We start from the raw sequence: 17,238 nt of genomic DNA, 5'->3' as shown, positions 1-17,238 counted from the left end.
TGCAACTAAACTTGGTTTAGACTATATGCCAAAATGTCATCGTTAAGGACATTTTTGCATGAAAAAAAGAATATATGGGAATCAGAATATGTTTTGAAGCCTAATATCTGACTGGTTAAAAATTTGGCATGGGTTTTGCAACTCATTTTACACAAGACAAAACTACAAAGATCAAAAACAAAGATGTTATAAGAATGGGGTGGTTTGTTTTATGAAATTGAATCGTAGGAACTTTTTGAAAGCATCAGCCCTCATTGGTTCTTTAAGCGTCTTTGGAATTGGATTAAGTAAGGTAACCGCAGATGAAACCTTTCGTCCAATGTCCAATCGAGTAAAGAGCTCAACCAAGACAGGGCAAGTACCAGAAGCTAAGGTAGATCTAAAGACAGGAAAAATTGAATTAAATCCAGATATTGTCATGAGGAACAGCGTTTGTCTTGGCTGTTTTAGTGATTGTGGCAACCGCTTAAAAATTGATAAGAAAACAGGTCAGATCATCAAAGTTTTTGGGAATCCTTATCATCCAAGTGCGGCTCAAAATCCAATCAAATACGATACTCCATTATTAGAAGCTTATCTATCTGCTAGTCGCTACGAGGAAAAGGGAATTACCAATCGAGCTACGGTTTGTCCAAGAGGAAATAGTGCATTTGAAGCGACATATGATCCTCAACGAATCTTAGTTCCATTAAAACGAAATGGGAAAAGAGGAGAAGGGAAATGGAAGCCGATCTCCTATGAGGAATTGTTAAATGAAACCGTAAATGGTGGGAAATTGTTTAGTGAAATTGGTGAAGATCAAGAGATTGAAGGACTTAAACAAGTTCGTGACTTTAAGACATTAATCGATCCTAAGCGCCCTGAGCTTGGAGCAAAGGTAAATCAATTAGTTGTGCTTGGAGGTCGTTATGATGGAAGAACAGATTTTGCAAAACGATTTCAACAGGCTTATGGTACGGTCAATATGTATGGCCATACAGGAATCTGTGGTGGTGCAAGAAGGATAGCTTATCAAGCCTTCTTGGATGAGTGGCAAAAAAGTCCACATATGAAGCCTGATTTTGATGAGTCAGATTTTATCATTTTCTTTGGGACAGCACCTGGCCAAGCAGGAAACCCGTATCAACCAATAATTAAGAAAACGAACAAAGCCGCGACAGAAGGACGTTTGCAGTTTGCTGTTGTTGATCCAGTTCTTCCAAATTTGACTGGAACTCAAGCAAAATGGATTCCAATTAAGCCGGGCTATGACGCTGCACTGGCGATGGGAATGATTCGTTGGATCTTTGAAAATAATCGCTACAATGAAAAATATTTATCTGCAGTAAATAAAGAAACAGCTGCTTCGATTGGTTTCCCAAGTTGGACGAATGCAGCCTACTTAATTATTGATGATCCAGCTCATCCTAATTATCGCAAGTTTTTAAGAGCGAATGAGATTGGATTAGGTACGGAAGAAGAATACGTTGTCATTGATCGCGATACCCTTCAACCATCTACAGATAAAAAGAGTAAATGGGGTCAAATTTTATTCAAAGGTGAAATTCAAGGTCAAAATGGCAATTCCATCAAAGTAAAGACCTCTTTAATGGCTTTAAAAGAGAATGCAGAGAAATATACTTTACAACAATACAGCGAAAAATCCGGTGTTCCAGTAGAAAAAATAATCTGGTTAGCTGATGAATTCACAAAGCGCGGAACTCGTGTTGGGATTGATCATCATGGTGGACCATCCATGCATCCGAATGGTTTTCATAATAGCTTATCAATCATTCTATTAAATGCATTGGTAGGTAGTGTGAATAAAAAAGGTGGAATGAGTAAAAGTGCAGGTGGTTACAAAACTTTTGATGAGAGCCCTAAATATAATCTGCTTGGTTTCCCTGAAAAGCCAAAACCTAAAGGCGTTCGTATAGCAAAAGATAAGTTTGCCTATGAGAAAACGACAGAATATAAAGAAAAAGTAGCTAGAGGAGAAAATCCTTATCCAGCAAAAGAACCATATTATCCATTTGCCCAAGCAATGATGCAAGATATTATTCCTGCTACGATAAAGGGATATCCATATAAAGCAAAAATCTTAATCAACCATCAAATGAATCCTTTCTATACAACACCTGGGCTCTATCAAAAGGATTTTATTGAAGGAATCAAGGATCCAAAGAATCTACCCTTAATTATATCTATTGATGTAATAATGGGTGAAACAACAGCTTTTGCTGACTATATTGTACCAGATACTGTTTTCTATGAAAGCTGGGGATTACCAAGTATATGGAATGGAATGGTCAATAAGGTTTCAGCTACTCGTTGGCCAGTGGTTACCCCAAAAACACCAAAACTACCAGATGGGCGTCACATCAATATGGAAACCTATCTGATAGATGTTGCTAAAATGATTGAATTACCTGGCTTTGGTGATCAAGCAATCCCTGGTGCAGATGGTAAATTATATCCACTGCATCGTCAGGAAGACTTCTATTTAAGAGCGATTGCCAACATTGCTTATGATGAAACACCAGTCCCTGATGTAGATCCAAGTGAAGTGCAGTTGACTGGAATTGATGAAATGTTAAAAGGAAGTGAACAATCACTCACAACTGAAGAGTGGAAAAAGGCTTTATATGTCATGGTTCGTGGGGGGCGTTTTGAGCCACACGAAAAGGCATACCAAGGAAATGATCTGAAATATAAATATCCTAAGATATTAAATATTTATAACGAAAGTGTTGGTTCAACACGTGATTCCATTACAGGTGAATATTTTGAAGGAACCGGTACCTTTATTGAACCAGCATTTAGCGATGGAACGCCAATCCAAAAGGAATACCCAGAATCAGAGTGGCCATTCACCTTATTCTCTTACAAATCAAGATTTAGAAGTACCTCTACGTTAGCTAATATTAGTAAATTAAGAGATGTGAAAGAAGCCAACCAAATTCAAATCGCAAGGTCTGATGCAGAGCGTTTAGGCATTCATGATGGGGATCAAGTAAAAATAGTGACACCAACAGGAGAAGCAACAGGAGAAGCGAAAATTCGTGACGGCTTAATGCCGGGTAGTATTGCGATCGCCTTTGGTTATGGCCATTGGGAATATGGTAGCAAGACCTATGAGGTTGGTGGAAAAGAAGTAAAAGGAAATAAAAAAATTGCTGCTGGGATCGCATTAAATCCAATCGCTCATAGAGAAAAGAACGGAAATCTTGTTAATGATCCAGTAAGTGGAGCTATTTCTAGAAATGATACAAGAGCAAAGATTGTCAAACTATAACATCTAGGAGGGGTAAGAATGTTAAGTATTGGTGAAATTACAGCACGTGAACACATCTATCAATTTTTAACATCGATGCTATTAAAAGAACCAACTCCTGAATTGATTCAGGGGTTGGTGGATACCCTTCCGTATTTAAAAGAAATCTTTGCAGAAGAGGTATCCTTTGATGAATGGGATCAAATTATACAAAACTATCAAAATGGCGTAAAAACGATTGAAGAGTTACAACAAGACTTTTATGATTTATTCTTCGTACCAACATCAGGAAGATATTCACCTGCTGTTGAATCGATTGTGATCTACAACAAAATGTGGGGCGAAATTGAAGTGGAATTAGCGAATCGTTATGAAGCTGCTCAATTTGTTCCAGAAAACTTAGATATTTATACACCATTTAAGCAATTAGGAATGTCTGATCTTTTTGGTTATCAATTGGGGTACATGGCACACCTTTGCGGAATGGAAACCTATTCTTCCATGGATGTAAGAGGGAAAATTCAAGAGGAAGAGCTTGGAATGCTAGAACAGCATCTCATACCGTTTATTGCAAAATATCGTGAATCCTTTGATTTAGATGCACAAGGAACCATCTACCGAGTTCTGATTGAATTGATTCAGCAATTTATTGAGATGGATCGAGAGTTGATTTTAAATAGTGGGGTGATCAGTTATGCCTAACCAACAAGTGGAAGAACGCAAAAAGAGATATGCCATGGTGGTGGACGTAGCCAAATGCAGCGGATGCGACGCATGTACAATAGCATGTAAAGTAGAAAATAATGTACCTGATGGGGTTTTTCGTACTTGGGTAAAGGAAATTGAAGTAGGAACTTTCCCAGATGTTAAGAGAGCCAAACTACCAAGATTGTGTAATCATTGTGAAGAAGCTCCCTGTGAAAAAGTTTGTCCAGTAGAAGCAACATGGCGTACAGAAGACGGAACCATTCTGATTGATTATGATCGTTGTATTGGTTGTAAGTATTGTATCACTGCATGCCCATATGAAGCGAGATATGTAAATTCACTTACGAAAACCGTGGATAAATGTACATTCTGCTATCACCGTGTAGAAGAAGGATTAGAGCCAGCATGTGTTGCCACCTGTGTAAGTGGTGCAAGAATTTTTGGTGATTTGAACGATCCTGACAGTTTAGTTCATCAATTAGTTGCAACTAAGAATACACAGGTATTAAAACCTGAAATGGGTACCAAACCACAAGTTTACTACATCGATGCTGATGGAACCCTTATGAACTCCGATTATACTGCCTTAAAGAAAGGGGAGAAATAAGGTGGGAGAGTTTATCAATCTAAATTATCTCTATAATGTGGAACATGAAATCCCATTAGGATATTTAATTTCTGTATATTTCTTTTATACAGGTTTAAGTGCCGGTTCGTTCTTATTATCCAGCTTAAGTTCTGTATTAGGCATTAAAAAATATAAACCTATTGCAAAAATTGGGACGATCATGGCATTAGCATTATTAGTCGTTGCACCATTGCATTTGATCGTAGACCTAGAACAGCCATCAAGATTTTGGCACCTATTTGTCTACTTTAACCCAACTTCACCAATTACTTATGGTTCATTTCTTTTAACATTATATCCTTTAATGACAGCGATCTATGCTTGGTTTATGTTTAGAAAAGATTTTGCACTTGGCTCCAAAGCATTAACGAATTGGAGAGGTAAGTTATATAAGTTTTTATCATTTGGCCACTTAGAGACGACAGAAGAGTCTTATAAGAAAGATGAAAAATGGGTAAAACGTTTAGGAACGATTAATGTACCATTGGCATTATTAGTCCATGGATATACCGGATTCATATTGGCTAATGTACAGGCTAGAGGGCTTTGGAATACAGCATTGATGCCATTTATCTTCTTGATGTCAGCCATTGTATCTGGAACTGGCTTACTGTTAATCTTAACGATGATTGCAGAACGTTATCTAAGTAGTAAGAAAAGAATTACGGAAGAACGCAAAGAGTTGATTTTTGATATTGCAAAAATGATGGTTTGGTTTATTCTAGTCGATGCAGTACTTTTAATCGTAGCTTTTATTGTACTCTTCTATGCGGGAACCAATGCATACGAAACGGCTTGGCAAATGCTCCATGGCGAACATCGAGTTCCATTCTTGCTGTATGAAGTAACCATTGGATTATTGATTCCATTTATCATGTTTTCCATTCCAAAAATTCGTAAGACTTATACAGGAATCACTATCGCATCTTTAATGACCTTGTTCGGTGTTATGGCTATGCGCATGAACTTTGTAGTTGGAGGATTGCAGCTACAATTAGATGGAAATGGATGGACAGAATATATTCCTAACCCAACTCATTTAGCCTTTATTTTTACCTTCGCTGCATTAGAAATCATCTTGTTGGCGGTATTATTCTATGTTCTGCCAATCACTGAAGAGAAGGATCGTTATAAAAAACTCATCTAAAACGATTACGATTCAAGGATAAGAAGGCTCGCTCGCAAAAGCACACATGCATTTTTATATTGAAACTTCTTAGATAGGAGGTACATTACTATGCTTAGCCAATTGATCAAGTTAGGAACAGAATGGGCGGAAAGGCAAAAGCCAATTGTGATTCATTCTGACCGATGCACACATACAAGGCATAAAGCTTCCACTTGCAATGCATGTCAAACAGTATGTCCTTTTGATGCTATTAACTTAAAAGATGGACTTTCTATTGATTGGTCATGCACAGGATGTGGGTTATGTACCTCTATTTGTCCTACCGAAGCGATTGAAATGAAAGTTGAATCAAATAAGGAATACTATACAACAATTAAAGCGTATTCTGAGACGAATGAAATATTGTTTTTCCATTGCAAACAAATGGATGGAATGCAACAAGAGACTGGAAAAATGCTCTCATGTTTGGGCCAATTAGATGACCTTGGGGTTCAGCTAGCGATTGCTAACGGTATAACAGAGTTCAACTTTTTGACTGAACCTTGCTCCTCTTGCCAGTTAAAACAGGGTTTTCAATTATTTAAGCAAAAACTTGTAAAATGGCGAGAACGTTGGCCTATGATTAAATGGCATGAGATGGATAAAAAGACTTATCTATCGCAGATTATCCAAGAACAAGGTAAGAAAGAAGAACAATCCGATGATCTTAATCTAATGGATCGGCGAGAATTTTTTAAGATTTTCGGTAAAGAAACAAAGCAAATCATTGTAAGAAGTGTGGTTAAGCAAAAGGAACAATCGCCTTGGAAAGATGGTCAATTAGTATCGCAAAAGTCGATACGCTTACAAGTATATGAACATTGGATTAAACCAAAACAAAAAGAATCCATACCAATGATGGATAAAAGTTTAAAATTGAATGAAGAACAATGTACCTATTGTGGGATTTGTGAAAAGGTATGTCCTACCGAGGCGATTAAACTTACTGAATCAGAAAAGAACTTCACTTGGATTCAAGAACAATGTATAGATTGTCATCTATGTGAAGATGTTTGTTACCGAAAAGCGATAACATTTCTATAATTCTTCCCTTTATTAATGATACAAAGATGGCGTAGTCAATTGGGCTACGCTACTTTTTTTAAAAGATAAGAAAGTATAAAATTTTGATCTACCACAGTCCTTGATACTGTGGTATTTTTGTTGTATGGAGACGAACATATTAAAACGTATTTTCTTTGACCAACATCAACACTGGGAGAAATTCAAAAATAAATATGGTAAAAAGATCAGACCCATTGTTATTAAAGAAGTAGAGAAATTTCGCGATTGTGGAGACTTTAAAAAAGGATTTAAGCTTTTCGTGTGTGAAGGATGTCATGATGTTCGGAAGGTACCCCATCGCTGTAAAGGACGTTTTTGCACAACATGCTCAGTTGGGGAAAGTGAAGAATGGAGTAGGTTGTTGACAGAAGACGTTTTTCAGGTTAATCATAGGCATGTTATTTTTACAATTGATGAGGGATTGCGAGATGTATTTCTACTTCATCGACATTTATTAAAAGATTTAATGGATAAAGCCGCAAGGCTTTTAACCGACTTCTTTCAAAAGAAAGCCAAAGTAACGCCAGGGATCATCGCAGGATTACATACTTTTGGCTCAAGGATTAACTTTAATCCACATGTTCATATGTTAGTGACTATGGGTGGGTTGACGAAAAAAGGGGAATGGAAACAATATGACTACTTGCCCTTTACAATGCTTCGAAAACAATGGCAAACTGTTGTACTGAAACTAATACGTAAAGGATTAACAGGAAAAGAAAAGAAAAAAATACAATCCCGACTTCAAAAGGCGTTTACCGAAAATGGTGAAGGCTTCTATGTGTATGCCCCAAAACAGAAAGGGAGCATAAAAGAGCAGCTACGCTACATTGGTCGTTATATTCGTCGACCTGCAATTGGAATCAATAGGATTGAAGCATATGATGGTCAATGTGTAACTTTTAAATACCATGACAAAACAGATGGGAAAGAAAAAACAGAAACAGTCAGTGTAGAAGAATTTATTTCACGGCTCATTCGTCATATACCAGATGAGCAATTTAAAACGATTCGTCATTATGGGGTGTATTCCAGAAGAATCAAAACAATAAGCAAAAAAATACTCACTGTATGGCAAGAAAAAGCAAGAAAATGGATTGTGAAAATTAAAAAGACCTTACGTCGTCAGACGTGGAGGGAAAGAATAGTGGCAAGTGGAAGAAGAGACGTGATATGTCCTCATTGTGAAAATTATTATGAATATAAGGGTGAAGTATGCCTTGAAGATGGTATACTAGTAATAAAATTTGCAATAGATCAAATGACAAAGAAATATTTGGAGGGAGAGATTCGTTATATCACCAGTTTCCAAACATCGGCGAAAAGGGAAAAAACGAAAGAAAGTAAACAATTTGACTCAAATAAAAAAGCAGCAAATGGTCATTTACCATTGCTTGCAGTGTGAATTAGTAGAAGAAATACCTTTAAGAGTTGTGCAAGATTTTGACGCAATGGATGATGGAGACCTTTCGGTTCCACCTATGTTTACTTGTGAAGAGTGTGGGGGAGAAATGTACCCTGAATATTATAAAGGGTTACAAGGTAAAGAATATCGACTAAGTGATATTAAATCACCAAAATAAAAAGGACCGGGCTATGCCCGGTTTTTCTTAAGATTAAGAAAGTATAACTTTCTTCCATTTGTCATTTAAGGGTTTGTATATTCCATAAGCAGCGACATAGCGTGACTAGCAGCTTTAGCTGTGTAGCACGACTTGTACACTTTGTGTGCCTTCAGAAGTGCCCTTCTCTCCTTAATCTTTATTCATAGAAGGGCACGGATGACGGAGCGCGATGGAATATACAAACCTTTTTTTAGCATAAATTTAACACACATTTTATTTTATAATCATAGTGAAATCTATGGTAAAATGATAAATAGTAGAAAAAGAGATTTGGGTGACAAATAATGAAAAAAATGATTAGGATCATTCTAATAGTAATAGGCATTATTCTTTTTTCTTTTTGGTATATTCAATCTTCCAATGAACTAGTAAATACAAAAGAAAAGTATAAAATTGGGGTTTTAATTAGTGGTACTGAAAGAATAGAAAAAATTAAAGGCCTGAAAGAAGGGTTGCAAAACCTGGGATATGTTGAAGGGATGAATACATCGTTTGTCATCAAAAATGCAGATAATCAGATAGATTTAATAAAAAAATACGCCAATGAACTTGATGCAATGGATCTGGATGTTATTATTGCTGGTGGTGCAATTGAAACGAAATTTTTCAAGGAAAATAGCCGAGGGAAAACGCCGATTATCTTCCTTGGCGTTGCTGATGCCATACAGTTAAACTTAGTAGAAAGCTATCAGAAACCAAATGGTAGACTTACAGGTGTTGAAAATGGACATGTTGAATTATCAGGTAAACGATTGCAATTGTTTAAATTATTATTACCTTCGCTTAACCGAATCATTGTTATTTATGATGAAAAAATAGACGCAAGTTTATTAAGTCTAGAAAAGGTGAAACAAGTGAGCGAAAAGCTTCAGATCGGGATATCCCCTATCCCAATCTCTAATTTGGAACAGTTAAAAGAACTTAAATCCTTTTCTTTTCAAGAGAATGATGGAATCCTTGTTCTACCTAGTTACTTTTTAGAAAAAGCAAGTTTAACCATAGGACAATTGGCATTAGAACGCAATATTCCAACGTTTGGTGTGCAGTCAAGTGATATTAAAAATGGATTTTTATTATCTTATGGTGTCTCTTACTATGACCAAGGTTTTCAATGTGCTAGTACCGTGAGTCAAATCTTGCATGGCCAAAGCGCAGGAAGTATACCAGTTGAGAAACCAGATACTGTGCGTTTGCTCGTTAATGCAAAAACGGAAAGAGCCTTAAATATCGAATTTTCCAAAATAGGAAATGCCTTTATTCAAAGGATAGAGTAGGCACAGGAGGAATGCTAAATGGTTCCATGGTGGAATCGAATCAAATTTAAACTTTTATTTTTTGGTGTGATGATGTCGATTGTACCTATCGCCATTATTGGTTTATATACGATTCAAACGACAAAAGCGGGACTTGAGGGAAGTATACAAGAAAAACAACTCTATATTGTTCAACGCGCAGCAACAGAAGTAGAACATTTATTAACCTCGATTAAAGGAAGAATGCAGCTTTTAATTGATTCGAATGAAATAGAGGATCTTGATAAGGAGACGAATAGAGAAAAGTGGGAACAGAGCCTTTATGGATTTCTAAAACAAAATCCGGAAATAGAGAATGCTTATGTCTTTGATGAAAATGGCAAGGTCATGGCGTCGGCGATGCGTTGGGAAATTATCCCCCAGACGCGTATTTTAAAAAGCCAGTTGGAAAAATTAAAAACTGAATCTCAGAATGGACAATGTTTAGTGGGAGATGTTTTATTTAAAGAGGATGGGAATCCTTATGTGAATATTGGAGTTCCTTTTTATTCGCCAGACCATCAAGATTTTCATGGCGGAATTATTATTGAAATTAGCTTGAGAGGAACATTTAAGCAAATATCAGCGATTCACACAGGCAATCAGAGCTATATTTATCTAATTGATGATAAGTCGCGCTTGATTGCTCATACCGATTTTGGACAAGTCTTATTAACTAAAAATGTAATTATATCTCCAGAATTAAAACGGATGGTAGAAGAAAAAGAAATAATAAAACAACCAATTTCCTATCAAAGTTATACTGGAGAAAAAGTTATGGGGGCATACGCTCCAATTAAATCAGCAAATTGGGGAGTAGTGATTGAGCAACCGATTGATAAAGCTTTTGCCCCGATTGATTTACTTGTACAGCGCCTGATTTTGATGATGTTAATCGTAACTCTTATCGTTGTGCTAGTTAGTATTATATTTGGGGTATGGTTCACTAAACCGATTGAATTGATGGAAAAAGCAGTACGTAAAGTTACACAGGGTTTTTTAAATGTAAAAATCAATTATAAAGCAAAAGATGAATTTGGAAAGCTTTCTGAAGCGTTTAATCGGATGACAAACGAATTACAATTAAAATCTGAGCATTTAGAGCAAGAAAAAGAAAGATTGGATACAATTATTAATGGAAGTAGAGCAGGTTTTGCCTTGGTCCATGAAGACTTTACTGTAGAATGGATGAATGATCGTCTAAAGGAGTGGCTAGCGAATGATGAAAAAGGACTGTCATGCTATACTTTATTAGGCAGGTTAAAAGAACCATGTAAAGATTGTCCAATTACATTAAAAGATCCAAAGCAATGTCAAAATGAAGTCGTTACAACGATCAATGAACTTGGGGAAAATCGAATTTATAGTCATCGTATGTATCCATTGGAAAGAGTAAGGGCAGGAGAAGCGAATTACCTTGTTGTAGTTGAAGATATTACTGAGCAAAGGCAACTAGAAGAAATGGTAGTACAGGCGGATAAGTTATCAGCATTGGGTATATTAGCATCAGGATTTGCCCATGAAGTAAATAACCCGTTAGCATCGATTAGTGCCTATGCCGAAGATTTAAAAGAGCGAATCAAAGAAGAACCTACGCAAGAGTTGATTCTAAATGGTGAAGTTGACCATTATTTAGATATCATCCGAAATAATGTAGATCGATGTAAAATGATTACCAATAATTTGCTTAATTTTTCCCGAAAGAATTCATTTGTTGCCAATGATGTAGATCCTATTAAAGTACTTGAGGATAGTCTAGTTCTTTTACAACATAGTTTAAAGAAAAAACAGATCCAATTGGTGAAAAAATATGATTTACCTTTACCTTTGATTCATGGTGATGGATTACAAATTCAACAAGTCCTTATCAATATCATTCAGAATGCAATTGATGCCATGGATGAGAATGGCTTGCTAGAAATTCAAGCAATTGAAAAACCAAATCAACTTGAAATTCATATCAAAGATAATGGACATGGAATGAATAAGGAACAGCTTATTAAGGTTTTTGATCCATTTTATACGACAAAACCAGTGGGTAAAGGAACAGGTCTAGGCTTATATATTTCTTATAATATATTGAAAAAAATGAATGGTGATATACGAATAGAAAGTGAAGAAGGAAAAGGCACTATCGTAACAATTGTCTTGTCAACTACTCAGCAAAAGAACCAGGAGGTGATTTGATGAAAGAATCTGTACAAATGATTGTTGTTGACGATGAACAAGATCTTTTACAACTTTTAGTTCAACGACTCAAAAGAAAAGGGTATCAGGTATCTGGTTTCGCTTCAGGGCATGAAGCATTAAAGCAAATGGAACAAACCTCATATGATATTGGTATCTATGATATTAAGATGCCTGGGATGGATGGAATCGAGTTGCTTCGTGAATCCAAGAAACGAAGTCCAAATATGGAAGTGATTATGTTAACAGGTCACGGAACGGTCGAAACGGCGATTGATGCGATGAAATCAGGTGCCTATGATTATTTAACAAAACCATATAACTTAGCAGAATTAGACGTGATTATTCAAAAAGCTTTAGAGAAAAAACAACTCTTTGAGGAAAATAAACGATTAAAAGAAGTGATGCAAATCGAAGGGATGCAATTTGAAATCATTGGTGAACATCCAAAATTAAAAATGCTACTTGAGATGACCAAACGCCTTGCACAAAGTCATGTTCCTGTCTTAATTGAAGGTGAAAGTGGGACTGGAAAGGAATTGATTGCGAGAGCTGTCCATACTTGGAGCGAACGATCAAACCAACCTTTTATTGCGATCAATTCAGGAGCATTAATGGAGAACCTTTTAGAAAGTGAATTGTTTGGTCATGCCAAAGGAGCGTTTACAGGAGCTGTGTCAGAAAAGAAAGGTTTAGTGGAAATGGCACATAAAGGTACTTTGTTTCTTGACGAAATAGGGGAAATGCCATTATCTTTACAAGTCAAATTACTAAGATTCCTAGAAAGTGGAGAATTTCGCCGTGTTGGTGAAAATCAATTACGTAGAGTTGATGTTCGTCTAGTTGCTGCCACAAATCGTAATTTGGAGGAAGAGATTGAAAAAGGTAACTTTCGTGAAGACCTTTATTTTCGCCTCAATGTGATGAAATTGGTCGTTCCTCCACTAAGAGAACGAAAATCGGATATTCCTTTATTAGCAGCCTATTTTTTGAAAAAGTATCAACAAAGATATGGACGAAAAGAATTAAGTCCAGCCACGATTGAAGCCCTGACTAATTACCATTTTCCAGGTAATGTTCGTGAGTTATCTCATTTAATTGAGCGCGGAGTCTTGTTATCCAGTAATGAAAAGATAGAACCACAAGATATTTTTCCTCATGGCCTCAATAAAAATGATTTCATAGCAGAGGATCTTGCATTGATCTCGTTAGACGAAGTAGAAAAAAATCATATCATTCGTGTCCTAGAACAATGTGATTGGAACAAAACGAGAACGGCACAAATCTTAGGGATAAGTTTAAGAAACCTTTATCGTAAAATTGAAACCTATGGGATAGAACGTTAGTAACTATGACATTTTTGCATAGAGATGTCAGTTTGGCAGGAATGTTAATGACAATAAGCTCTGCAAATGTTTTAGAAATCGTCATAATAAAGGGATTCTAAATTGGCATTGATTTTGCTAAAGTATAAAGTAAGGAACAACATTTAACCTTGGAGGGGATATCATGCTTAATAATATTGGAATACCTGGATTGATTTTGATTTTAGTGATTGCTTTAGTCATCTTTGGCCCAAGCAAATTACCAGAGATCGGGAGAGCATTTGGTAGAACCATAAAAGAATTCAAAAGTGCAACTAAGGACCTTTTAGATGATGAGGAGAAAAAAGCTTAATCATTCTGTTGCCTGATGAAAGAGTGATTTCATGGGGAAAAATGATCTTACAGATGTACAAGCGATCTTAAAAAGGTTTGGTGCGTTCATTTATACGGGAAATCGTCTTGACGATATCGTCTTAATGGACTTAGAACTACAGGATCTTTATGAAAGCAATTTGATTACGATCGAAGAATATAAAGAAGCAAAATCAATACTGAAAAGAGAATACAAAGAAGAGATTTTACCAGAATCAAAGGAGTAGTCGAAATGACTGCTCTTTTTTTACTGCTATTGGAGGTTTGTATATTCCATAAGCAGCGACTTTTGGGAGTGTATTTCTTTCTAATTTTTTCATTCAAAAGAAATGCACGAACAACGGAGTGCGTTGGGATATATAAACTTTTTATTATGGCCTAATTTTATGAAAATGATTAAAAAATCATTGTAAATTGTTTAAAAGATTGATATGATAAACGAAAATGCTTTAATGCCTATAAGCGTTAAAGCGTATCGGCGTTAAAGAGAATGGAATCTATTTTTAGAATGAACAAACGGGAGAGATAAAGATGAAGAAGTGGTTAAGAGGGGCATTCATTTTCGTTTTAATTGGAAGTTTACTTTCTTTAATTGGTTGTTCTAGTCAAAGTAGTACCGAAGTAAAAGAAACAGAAGAAACGAAGGAAATGGTTAACATCGGGATTATTCAAATCGTTGAACACCCTTCCTTGGATGCATCACGACAAGGGTTTATCGATGCATTAAAAGCATTAGGATATGAAGAAGGAAAACAAGTTCAATTTGATTACCAGAATGCTCAAGGGAATAGGGATACATTAAATACAATCGCACAAAAATTCGTAAATGATAAGAAAAATATGATTTTTGCCATTGCTACTCCTTCAGCACAAGCTGTTGCTCAACAAACGAATTCAATTCCTATTCTGATCACTGCTGTTACAGATCCGGTAAGTGCAGGTATTGTTAAGTCAATGGAAAAACCTGGGACAAATGTTACAGGAACCACAGATATGAACCCTGTAAAGGAACAATTACAATTAGTGAAAAAGGTAAAACCAGAAGCAAAGACGGTTGGAATTATTTACAATACGGGTGAAGCCAATTCAGAAGTACAGGTAAAAATGGCACAAGCAGCTGCTGAAGAACTAGGGTTAACATTGGAATTAGCCGGGATTACGAACAGTTCGGAAGTAAAACAAGCAGCTGATGCATTGGCTCCAAAGATTGATGCTTTTTATATTCCTACAGATAACACCGTTGTCTCCAGTATGGAAGCAGTCCTCATGGTTGCTGAAGCAGGTAAACTTCCCGTTGTTGTCGGAGAAGGAGATTCGGTGAAACGTGGTGGGTTAATCACTTATGGTTTAGATTATTATAAACTAGGTTATCAGACAGGGGAAATGGCTGTAAAAATTTTAAAGGGTGAAGCAAAACCAGAAGATATGGCGATTGAAACCCAAAAAGAAATGAAATTGGTGATTAACAAAAAAGCAGCTGAAAGAATGGGCGTACAATTACCAGAGGACTTACTTCAAGAAGCAGATGAAGTGTTCGAACAGTAATATGAACAATAAAGGTTAGATAACGATTCATCTTGGGAGGGACAGAAATGGGAATTGTAATTGGATCGTTAGAACAAGGATTTATCTTTGCCATAATGGCTTTAGGTGTATATTTAGCTTTTCGTATCTTAAATTATCCTGATTTAACAGTAGATGGTAGCTTCCCTATGGGAGCTGCTATTTCTGCTCTATTGATTACAAAGGGAGTCAATCCCTTCCTTGCCTTAATCTTTGCTTTTATTTCCGGGGGAATTGCTGGACTGATTACAGGAATCCTTCATACGAAAGGGAAGATTGACGGGTTGCTTGCTGGAATTCTTACGATGACCGCTTTATATTCCATTAACTTAAAGATTATGGGTACCTCAAATTTATCACTTTTTCGAGCAGATACTATTTTTACACCGGTTGGTAAAATAAAGGAACAGATCGTACAATGGCTTGGAGCGACAAATGGTGAAGAAGTTAATCAGTGGCTCTATTCGTTCGCCTTATTACTTGTCGTTCTACTATTAAAATTGGCCATTGACTGGTTTTTACGAACGGATATTGGCTTGGCGATTCGTGCAACTGGTGATAATCCTTCGATGATTAGGAGTTTTGGCGTAAATACACACCATTCGATCATGATGGGACTGATTCTTTCCAATGCTTTAGTAGGTTTAGCAGGTGGGATGATGGCTCAATATCAAGGTTATGCTGATGTACAAATGGGAATTGGGATGATCGTTATTGGTTTGGCTTCCGTTATCATTGGCCAGGCAGTGTTTGGTTCCAAATCGATTAAGCGGTCAACGATTGCTGTTATAGGTGGTGCCATTATTTATCGACTAGTGATTGCGATCGCTTTATATTTACCATGGCTAAGCCCAACCGATATGAAGCTAATTACTGCAGTTCTCGTCATTTTTTCACTCACTTTTCCATCTTTCTCTAAAAGGACAAAGAAATCACAAGCTGGTCCTAAAAAAGTTGAGCAACTTGATTATGCTGTTCAAAAAGTCAGCGCAGAGAAAAGCTAAGGGGTGAAAAAGGATGTTACGAATTGAAAATGTGTCAAAAACATTTAATATAGGTACAGTAAATGAAAAGCCTGCACTACGTCACATTGATTTACGGTTATATCCCGGTGATTTTGTAACAGTGATCGGAACAAATGGAGCTGGAAAATCAACATTAATGAACGCCATTGCCGGTGTTCATCAGGTCGATGAAGGAAATATTTATATTGATGGACAAGAGATTACGAGATGGCCAGAAAGCGGGCGAGCAAAATTGATTGGACGAGTATTTCAAGACCCAATGGCAGGAACCTCGCCAACGATGACCATTGAAGAAAATTTGGCGATGGCATACAAACGGGGAAAAAGTAGAGGACTAAGGGTTGCTTTAAATAGTAAGCTACGAGATTTTTTTCAATCCTCATTATCAGTACTAGAACTTGATTTAGAAAATCGTTTGGAGCATAAAGTAGGATTGCTATCAGGAGGAGAAAGGCAAGCACTTAGTTTACTTATGGCCACCTTTACCAAACCTAAAATTCTACTTCTTGATGAACATACTGCCGCATTAGACCCAAAACGAGCCCAATTGATTACCCATTTAACCGAAAAAATAGTAAGACAAGATCGATTAACCACATTGATGATAACGCACAATATGGATCAGGCATTAAAGCTGGGTAATCGACTCATCATGATGCACCAAGGAGAAATCGTCCTTGAGTTAAATGAATTGCAAAAGGCAAAAATGACCGTGAAAGACCTTATCCGTGCCTTTGAAGATTTAAAAGGAGAACAATTTGTTGATGATCGAGTTGTGTTAGGGTAGTGTGTAAGTTATCAATATATTTTTTAAGGGAATCCATATGGGTTCCCTTAAAAATTTTCAAGTGCGCCACGCATGGCGATTAACTAGGCGGTGAAAGTCCGCTATGGGGGTATGTAGCGACCAACCATTAGCTTAAGGCAAGGGTGTCCATCGCGAGGTGGAATCTGAAGGAAGCCGGCGGCAAAGTTCTGACCCGAGGAACACGAACAATATTAGGCGCAAAACGTGGGGTAAGACTGC

15 protein-coding genes are annotated in these 17,238 nt (G+C 36.7%); all 15 read left to right on the top strand.

Annotated elements, in window-relative coordinates; all coding sequences use genetic code 11:
• Positions 1–211 precede the first annotated feature (211 nt).
• The 15 genes from TEPIDINF_RS09035 (at position 212) to TEPIDINF_RS08965 (ending at position 16,998) form a co-directional block, all read left to right on the top strand.
• The gene (locus tag TEPIDINF_RS09035) at positions 212–3,274 is read left to right on the top strand and encodes a molybdopterin dinucleotide binding domain-containing protein (RefSeq protein WP_421691799.1); all 3,063 of its coding nucleotides are present in this window, start codon (positions 212–214) and stop codon (positions 3,272–3,274) included.
• Between the two features lie 18 nt (positions 3,275–3,292).
• Complete coding sequence (locus tag TEPIDINF_RS09030; protein ID WP_068725873.1) at positions 3,293–3,955, top strand: TorD/DmsD family molecular chaperone; 663 nt, start codon at positions 3,293–3,295, stop codon at positions 3,953–3,955.
• On the top strand, positions 3,948–4,568 hold the full coding sequence (gene dsrO, locus TEPIDINF_RS09025; RefSeq protein ID WP_068725871.1) for a sulfate reduction electron transfer complex DsrMKJOP subunit DsrO: 621 nt from the start codon (positions 3,948–3,950) through the stop codon (positions 4,566–4,568). Before TEPIDINF_RS09030 ends, dsrO begins: the two co-directional genes overlap by 8 nt.
• Position 4,569: 1 nt before the next feature.
• Positions 4,570–5,736, top strand: coding sequence for an NrfD/PsrC family molybdoenzyme membrane anchor subunit (nrfD, locus tag TEPIDINF_RS09020; RefSeq protein WP_201024184.1), 1,167 nt, complete (start codon positions 4,570–4,572; stop codon positions 5,734–5,736).
• Positions 5,737–5,826: 90 nt separating this feature from the next.
• Complete coding sequence (locus TEPIDINF_RS09015) at positions 5,827–6,801, top strand: 4Fe-4S binding protein (protein WP_068725869.1); 975 nt, start codon at positions 5,827–5,829, stop codon at positions 6,799–6,801.
• A 124-nt stretch (positions 6,802–6,925) separates the two neighbouring features.
• Complete coding sequence (locus TEPIDINF_RS09010; protein WP_421691798.1) at positions 6,926–8,227, top strand: IS91 family transposase; 1,302 nt, start codon at positions 6,926–6,928, stop codon at positions 8,225–8,227.
• Positions 8,175–8,405 (top strand): hypothetical protein, encoded by a 231-nt coding sequence (locus tag TEPIDINF_RS09005; protein WP_181482283.1) that lies wholly within the window; start codon positions 8,175–8,177, stop codon positions 8,403–8,405. The genes TEPIDINF_RS09010 and TEPIDINF_RS09005 overlap by 53 nt, the downstream gene beginning before the upstream one ends.
• 326 nt (positions 8,406–8,731) lie before the next feature.
• Positions 8,732–9,721: an ABC transporter substrate-binding protein gene (locus TEPIDINF_RS09000; RefSeq protein WP_068725867.1), complete on the top strand. Its 990-nt coding sequence runs from the start codon at positions 8,732–8,734 to the stop codon at positions 9,719–9,721.
• An 18-nt stretch (positions 9,722–9,739) separates the two neighbouring features.
• Positions 9,740–11,926, top strand: coding sequence for an ATP-binding protein (locus TEPIDINF_RS08995; protein ID WP_421691797.1), 2,187 nt, complete (start codon positions 9,740–9,742; stop codon positions 11,924–11,926).
• On the top strand, positions 11,926–13,272 hold the full coding sequence (locus tag TEPIDINF_RS08990) for a sigma-54-dependent transcriptional regulator (protein ID WP_069800755.1): 1,347 nt from the start codon (positions 11,926–11,928) through the stop codon (positions 13,270–13,272). The genes TEPIDINF_RS08995 and TEPIDINF_RS08990 overlap by 1 nt, the downstream gene beginning before the upstream one ends.
• A gap of 163 nt (positions 13,273–13,435) precedes the next feature.
• Positions 13,436–13,603 (top strand): twin-arginine translocase TatA/TatE family subunit, encoded by a 168-nt coding sequence (locus TEPIDINF_RS08985; protein ID WP_068725861.1) that lies wholly within the window; start codon positions 13,436–13,438, stop codon positions 13,601–13,603.
• Positions 13,604–13,634: 31 nt separating this feature from the next.
• Positions 13,635–13,850, top strand: coding sequence for a YqgQ family protein (locus TEPIDINF_RS08980; protein WP_068725859.1), 216 nt, complete (start codon positions 13,635–13,637; stop codon positions 13,848–13,850).
• Positions 13,851–14,154: 304 nt separating this feature from the next.
• Positions 14,155–15,168 carry an ABC transporter substrate-binding protein gene (locus TEPIDINF_RS08975; protein WP_068725857.1) on the top strand — a complete coding sequence of 338 codons (1,014 nt, stop codon included), beginning with the start codon at positions 14,155–14,157 and terminating at the stop codon, positions 15,166–15,168.
• A gap of 47 nt (positions 15,169–15,215) precedes the next feature.
• The gene (locus tag TEPIDINF_RS08970; RefSeq protein WP_068725854.1) at positions 15,216–16,190 is read left to right on the top strand and encodes an ABC transporter permease; all 975 of its coding nucleotides are present in this window, start codon (positions 15,216–15,218) and stop codon (positions 16,188–16,190) included.
• Between the two features lie 13 nt (positions 16,191–16,203).
• Positions 16,204–16,998 carry an ABC transporter ATP-binding protein gene (locus tag TEPIDINF_RS08965; protein ID WP_068725852.1) on the top strand — a complete coding sequence of 265 codons (795 nt, stop codon included), beginning with the start codon at positions 16,204–16,206 and terminating at the stop codon, positions 16,996–16,998.
• Positions 16,999–17,238 lie beyond the last annotated feature (240 nt).

It is taken from the genome of Tepidibacillus infernus (assembly GCF_048898065.1).
Lineage (GTDB): Bacteria > Bacillota > Bacilli > Tepidibacillales > Tepidibacillaceae > Tepidibacillus_B > Tepidibacillus_B infernus.
Note: the sequence above shows the minus strand (reverse complement) of the source record. Positions and strands in the feature narration are given on the sequence as shown.

Bases quoted from the DNA above. Each gene is read 5' to 3' on its own strand.
- TEPIDINF_RS08990 (WP_069800755.1), top strand. From the start codon at position 11,926: ATGAAAGAATCTGTACAAATGATTGTTGTTGACGATGAACAAGATCTT.
- TEPIDINF_RS09010 (WP_421691798.1), top strand. From the start codon at position 6,926: ATGGAGACGAACATATTAAAACGTATTTTCTTTGACCAACATCAACAC.
- TEPIDINF_RS08985 (WP_068725861.1), top strand. From the start codon at position 13,436: ATGCTTAATAATATTGGAATACCTGGATTGATTTTGATTTTAGTGATT.
- dsrO (WP_068725871.1), top strand. From the start codon at position 3,948: ATGCCTAACCAACAAGTGGAAGAACGCAAAAAGAGATATGCCATGGTG.
- TEPIDINF_RS08980 (WP_068725859.1), top strand. From the start codon at position 13,635: ATGGGGAAAAATGATCTTACAGATGTACAAGCGATCTTAAAAAGGTTT.
- TEPIDINF_RS08975 (WP_068725857.1), top strand. From the start codon at position 14,155: ATGAAGAAGTGGTTAAGAGGGGCATTCATTTTCGTTTTAATTGGAAGT.
- TEPIDINF_RS09015 (WP_068725869.1), top strand. From the start codon at position 5,827: ATGCTTAGCCAATTGATCAAGTTAGGAACAGAATGGGCGGAAAGGCAA.
- TEPIDINF_RS09030 (WP_068725873.1), top strand. From the start codon at position 3,293: ATGTTAAGTATTGGTGAAATTACAGCACGTGAACACATCTATCAATTT.
- TEPIDINF_RS08965 (WP_068725852.1), top strand. From the start codon at position 16,204: ATGTTACGAATTGAAAATGTGTCAAAAACATTTAATATAGGTACAGTA.
- TEPIDINF_RS09000 (WP_068725867.1), top strand. From the start codon at position 8,732: ATGAAAAAAATGATTAGGATCATTCTAATAGTAATAGGCATTATTCTT.
- TEPIDINF_RS08970 (WP_068725854.1), top strand. From the start codon at position 15,216: ATGGGAATTGTAATTGGATCGTTAGAACAAGGATTTATCTTTGCCATA.
- TEPIDINF_RS09035 (WP_421691799.1), top strand. From the start codon at position 212: ATGAAATTGAATCGTAGGAACTTTTTGAAAGCATCAGCCCTCATTGGT.
- TEPIDINF_RS08995 (WP_421691797.1), top strand. From the start codon at position 9,740: ATGGTTCCATGGTGGAATCGAATCAAATTTAAACTTTTATTTTTTGGT.